The sequence below is a fragment of the Pantoea cypripedii genome (assembly GCF_011395035.1).
Lineage (GTDB): Bacteria > Pseudomonadota > Gammaproteobacteria > Enterobacterales > Enterobacteriaceae > Pantoea > Pantoea cypripedii_A.
In genome coordinates, this window is sequence record NZ_CP024768.1 from 189157 (window position 1) to 194017 (window position 4861).

At 48.7% G+C, this 4861-nt stretch carries 4 protein-coding genes, 4 tRNA genes and 1 rRNA gene; 8 read left to right on the forward strand and 1 reads right to left on the reverse strand.

Annotated elements, in window-relative coordinates; genetic code table 11:
• The first annotated feature begins 177 nt into the window (after window positions 1-177).
• The 3 genes from rrf (at window position 178) to birA (ending at window position 2448) form a co-directional block, all read left to right on the forward strand.
• Window positions 178-293: ribosomal RNA gene (gene rrf, locus CUN67_RS00865) — 5S ribosomal RNA — on the forward strand.
• Window positions 294-439: 146 nt separating this feature from the next.
• Window positions 440-1477 carry a UDP-N-acetylmuramate dehydrogenase gene (gene murB, locus CUN67_RS00870; RefSeq protein WP_208713615.1) on the forward strand — a complete coding sequence of 346 codons (1038 nt, stop codon included), beginning with the start codon at window positions 440-442 and terminating at the stop codon, window positions 1475-1477.
• Window positions 1474-2448: a bifunctional biotin--[acetyl-CoA-carboxylase] ligase/biotin operon repressor BirA gene (gene birA / locus CUN67_RS00875; RefSeq protein ID WP_208713616.1), complete on the forward strand. Its 975-nt coding sequence runs from the start codon at window positions 1474-1476 to the stop codon at window positions 2446-2448. The genes murB and birA overlap by 4 nt, the downstream gene beginning before the upstream one ends.
• A 69-nt stretch (window positions 2449-2517) precedes the next feature.
• On the opposite strand, the gene coaA is transcribed toward birA, so the two are convergent.
• Window positions 2518-3468, reverse strand: a complete 951-nt coding sequence (gene coaA / locus CUN67_RS00880; protein WP_208713617.1) for a type I pantothenate kinase — start codon at window positions 3466-3468, stop codon at window positions 2518-2520.
• A gap of 465 nt (window positions 3469-3933) precedes the next feature.
• Here coaA and CUN67_RS00885 point away from each other — a divergent pair.
• The 5 genes from CUN67_RS00885 to CUN67_RS30320 form a co-directional block, all read left to right on the forward strand.
• Window positions 3934-4009 (forward strand) — tRNA-Thr (locus CUN67_RS00885).
• Between the two features lie 7 nt (window positions 4010-4016).
• Window positions 4017-4101 (forward strand) — tRNA-Tyr (locus tag CUN67_RS00890).
• Between the two features lie 192 nt (window positions 4102-4293).
• Window positions 4294-4368, forward strand: a tRNA-Gly gene (locus CUN67_RS00895).
• 5 nt (window positions 4369-4373) lie between these two features.
• A tRNA-Thr gene (locus CUN67_RS00900) sits at window positions 4374-4449 on the forward strand.
• A gap of 107 nt (window positions 4450-4556) precedes the next feature.
• The coding region (locus CUN67_RS30320; protein WP_244634053.1) for a GTP-binding protein at window positions 4557-4861 on the forward strand (305 nt) is incomplete at its 3' end.

The window sequence follows — 4861 nt, forward strand, 5'->3', positions numbered from 1 at the left end:
GCTTTGTTTACCGGATTCAGTTATGTCCTGCGGATTGAGGTCTGAAGGATTTTGCGCTGAAGCAAGGCGGCAAAAGAGACGGAAGGAAGGAGCATACATAAGTATGTGACTGACTTACGCGAATGCAGCCAACGCAGCAGCAGTGCAAAAGACACAGGACAGAGCAGAAAGAATTTGCCTGGCGGCTGTAGCGCGGTGGTCCCACCTGACCCCATGCCGAACTCAGAAGTGAAACGCCGTAGCGCCGATGGTAGTGTGGGGTCTCCCCATGCGAGAGTAGGGAACTGCCAGGCATCAATCAAGTGAAGAAGCCCTGAACGAAAGTTCAGGGCTTTTTTACGTCTGTAATACGGCAATCAGGAAAACAGCGCGATAAATCGCGCCGTTACACAATCTGATCAGGTAAACTACGGCCAGATTAATCAGTTAAGGCCGTGAAATGTCCAGCCCCAACACTTCTCTTAAAGCTTTCAATACACTTGGCCTTGAGGTCAGTGCGAAAAATATCGTTATTGCCAATACCGCAGAAGCCATCATGGAATCCTGGCGAGCCAGCATCGCTCAGGAGCAGCCTTTTATAATACTTGGCGGCGGCAGCAATGTGCTGTTTCTCGAAGACTTCAACGGTACTGTGGTGATTAATGCAATCAAAGGTATTGCGATAGAAGAACATGCCGAAGCATGGCAACTGCATGTTGGAGCGGGAGAAAACTGGCATGAACTGGTTGAGCAAACATTAAAGAAAGGAATTCCCGGTCTGGAGAATCTTGCGCTGATACCGGGTATGGCAGGTTCGGCTCCAATTCAAAATATTGGTGCGTATGGCATCGAATTTAAGGATATCTGCCACTATGTTGAAGCCTTACATCTACCCACCCGGCAGATTGTTCGGTTGTATCGCGAAGAGTGCGAGTTTGGCTATCGTGACAGTATTTTCAAACATGCGATGAAGAATGACTATGTCATTGTTGCAATAGGATTACGTCTGCCTAAGCAATGGCAGCCAGTATTGAGTTACGGCGATCTGGCACGACTTAATCCGGCAACGGCCAGCGCGTGGGATGTATTTAATGCTGTCTGCCAGATGCGTCAGAGCAAGCTACCTGACCCCCGGATAACAGGAAATGTGGGTAGTTTCTTTAAAAATCCGCTGATCACCGCCACTCAGGCTGCAACATTGTGTGCCCAATGGCCAACTATCCCGCTCTATCCCCAGCCTGAAGGTGAGGTGAAAGTTGCCGCCGGTTGGCTAATCGATCAATGTCAGCTGAAAGGCCATCAGGTTGGGGGTGCTGCGGTGCATCGCCAGCAGGCACTGGTACTGATTAATGAAAACCAGGCCACACCTCAGGATATTGTTCAACTGGCACGCGAGGTGAGAAACCACGTCGGTGAAAAATTTAATGTCTGGCTGGAACCAGAAGTTCGGTTTATTGGCGCGCAGGGCGAACGCAACGCTGTAGAGGTGATTTCATGAAAGACCACAGTGTACCGCTAAAATTAGTTGCTTTACTTGCGGATGGCGAATTTCATTCCGGGGAGCAACTGGGCGAAGTTCTGGGGATGAGCCGGGCAGCAATCAACAAGCATGTTCAAACACTGAAAGGCTGGGGACTGGATGTCTACACCGTCACGGGTAAAGGATACAGCCTGCCAGCTCCTATTCAGCTGCTGAATGAGGAAGACATTTTATCGCGTCTGGATCAGCCTAATCTATCCGTGATCCCAGTAATTGATTCAACGAACCAGTATCTGCTGGAACGGATGGATAAGCTGGTATCTGGTGATGCCTGTATTGCGGAGTATCAGCAGGCAGGACGTGGACGCCGTGGCAGACAATGGTTTTCGCCTTTTGGTGCCAACTTGTATATGTCGATGTATTGGCGTCTGGAGCAGGGGCCCGCCGCTGCGATGGGGTTGAGTTTGGTCATCGGTATCGTGATGGCGGAAGTAATTCAGTCCCTCGGAGCGAATGATGTCAGGGTTAAGTGGCCTAACGACCTCTATCTACATGATCGGAAGCTGGCTGGTATCCTGGTTGAGCTTACTGGCAAAACTGGCGATGCCGCCCAGATTGTTATTGGTGCTGGAATTAACCTTGCGATGCGTTCCGAAGGTGCATCACAAATTAACCAGGGCTGGATTAATTTGCAGGAAGCGGGGATCGACATTGACCGTAATCAGCTGGCTGCAACATTGATTAATCGCTTACGCGAAACTTTACCGTTGTTTGAGCGTGATGGTCTTGCCCCCTTTATTGAACGTTGGGATGCGCTCGATAATTTCATTAATCGCCCGGTCAAATTACTAATTGGTGATCGCGAGGTTCATGGCATTGCACGTGGTGTTGATAAGCAAGGTGGTTTACTGCTGGAACAGGATGGTGAAACTAAGGCGTGGGTTGGTGGTGAGATTTCATTACGGCCAGATAACGCATTACCAGACTAATATATGGCTGTGACTTGCTGATTTACCACATCACTACCCTGAACATTCGGGGCAGTGATGCTTTATTATTTATTTTCTTAAACGAACATGTTGCACGGCATGATCGGCTGACTTGGTCATTATCAGGCTTGCGCGCTCACGCGTTGGTAATATATTTTCTTTTAAATTCATCCAGTTAATTTCCTTCCATAGGCCGCGCGCAATATTCACTGCGTCTTGCTCCGGTAGCTGTGAATAATGGTGGAAATAAGAATCAGGATCGCTGAATGCCCCTTCTCTGAATTTCAGAAAACGATTGATATACCAGCTTTCAAGGAGGTCTTCAGGGGCATCGACATATATGGAAAAGTCGACAAAATCTGAAACAAAGACGTGATGGGGGTCATGGGGATAATCCATGCCACTTTGTAGCACGTTTAAACCTTCGAGAATCAGAATATCAGGCTGCTGCACAACTTTATCACCATCCGGAATAACATCATAAATCAGATGCGAGTAAACCGGCGCTGTAACCTGGCTGGCCCCGGATTTGAGGTCAGAAACAAAATTGACCAGTCGGTGCATGTCATAGGATTGCGGGAAGCCTTTCTTCTTCATCAACCCACGTTCTTTTAACACCGCATTAGGATGAAGAAAGCCATCGGTAGTGATCAACTCGACTTTGCGATGCTCAGGCCATCGGCTGAGTAATGCCTGTAGCACGCGTGCAGTGGTACTTTTACCTACTGCCACGCTACCCGCGATACTGATGATATAGGGAATTTTTTGGGCATTAGTCCCAAGAAATTGCTCAAGTACCGCCTGACGTCGCAGATTAGAACTGATGTAGAAATTTAACAGGCGCGATAGCGGCAAATAAATCTCTGCAACCTCTTCCAGCGAAAGGTCTTCGTTGATGCCGCGTAATCGGGCAATTTCACCCTCAGCCAGCGTCATTGGCACTGAGTCACGCAAAGCTGCCCATTGCTGACGATTGAACTGCAAATAGGGTGTTGTAAGTGGCGTCGTTTTTTTACTCATAAGCATGCATCTGACCGCAAATTCTGGCTCATCTACACCTTGCAGCATCAGGCATACAGCGATGTGTCGAACTCAGTTGCACGTCACAGGGGTAATTTAACGAGAACAATGGGCAGGAGGGTAACACCAGTGTGACTTTAAAAAGAAGTAAAATGATAAACGCAAGCACGCTTTCGTAATCGCGCCCGCATTTTTCTTGTCGCTCAGTAGGTTGTCATAGAAGTTTCTGGCACACCAAATTTCCATACATGAAAGGTAACCTTACCCGGAATTGTGCATCCGACGAGAAAAGTCTACTCAGAAGTTGAGATGAAGTGCGGGTAAAAAAGCAGCGCTACTGGACAAATTTGCTTCATTTTATGATTGATTTGCGAGGATTTGCACAAATAGTAAGCGATAGTGCAAATTTGGCAATTTTTTTGTTGCATCCTGCATCCGCTCTTCCTAGAATGCGCGTCACTTGATGCCGGCTTAGCTCAGTTGGTAGAGCAACTGACTTGTAATCAGTAGGTCACCAGTTCGATTCCGGTAGCCGGCACCATCAAGTAGGTGGGATTCCCGAGCGGCCAAAGGGAGCAGACTGTAAATCTGCCGTCACAGACTTCGAAGGTTCGAATCCTTCTCCCACCACCATCTCAACCTCCTGGTTGAGCGTCAGATGAAGTCATTGTCTGATGGGTGAGTTCAACTCTCTCACCTTCGAATTCAGACTGAGCATTGGCGCAGTCAAAGTGTTAGTCGGAAACACTGACTGACTCGAATAATAGAAGGTCTTCTTTTATTATTCATAAGCTACAGAAAGAACAGGTAGCCGAGTTCCAGGATGCGGGCATCGTATAATGGCTATTACCTCAGCCTTCCAAGCTGATGATGCGGGTTCGATTCCCGCTGCCCGCTCCAGATGTGCTGATATGGCTCAGTTGGTAGAGCGCACCCTTGGTAAGGGTGAGGTCCCCAGTTCGACTCTGGGTATCAGCACCACTTCCTTTGTCTCTCTCCTGATTCTCTCTCTGTAAAACTAACAGTCAGGCATAGCCTGGTTGATGTGACGATATCTTTGATATATCCGTGTCTTAGAGGGACAAGCGATGGCTAAAGAGCAATTTCAACGTAACAAACTGCACGTAAACGTGGGCACCATCGGTCACGTTGACCACGGTAAAACCACTCTGACTGCTGCGATCACCACCGTTCTGGCTAAAACCTACGGCGGCCAGGCTCGTGCATTTGACCAGATCGACAACGCGCCGGAAGAGAAGGCTCGTGGTATCACCATCAACACTTCACACGTTGAGTACGAAACCCCGACTCGCCACTACGCGCACGTTGACTGCCCGGGCCACGCCGACTACGTGAAAAACATGATCACCGGTGCTGCTCAGATGGACGGCGC

What these genes read in the sequence shown, in the direction of transcription:
- coaA (WP_208713617.1), bottom strand. Translation starts at nt 3,468, where the DNA reads ATGAGTAAAAAAACGACGCCACTTACAACACCCTATTTGCAGTTCAAT.
- murB (WP_208713615.1), top strand. Translation starts at nt 440, where the DNA reads ATGTCCAGCCCCAACACTTCTCTTAAAGCTTTCAATACACTTGGCCTT.
- birA (WP_208713616.1), top strand. Translation starts at nt 1,474, where the DNA reads ATGAAAGACCACAGTGTACCGCTAAAATTAGTTGCTTTACTTGCGGAT.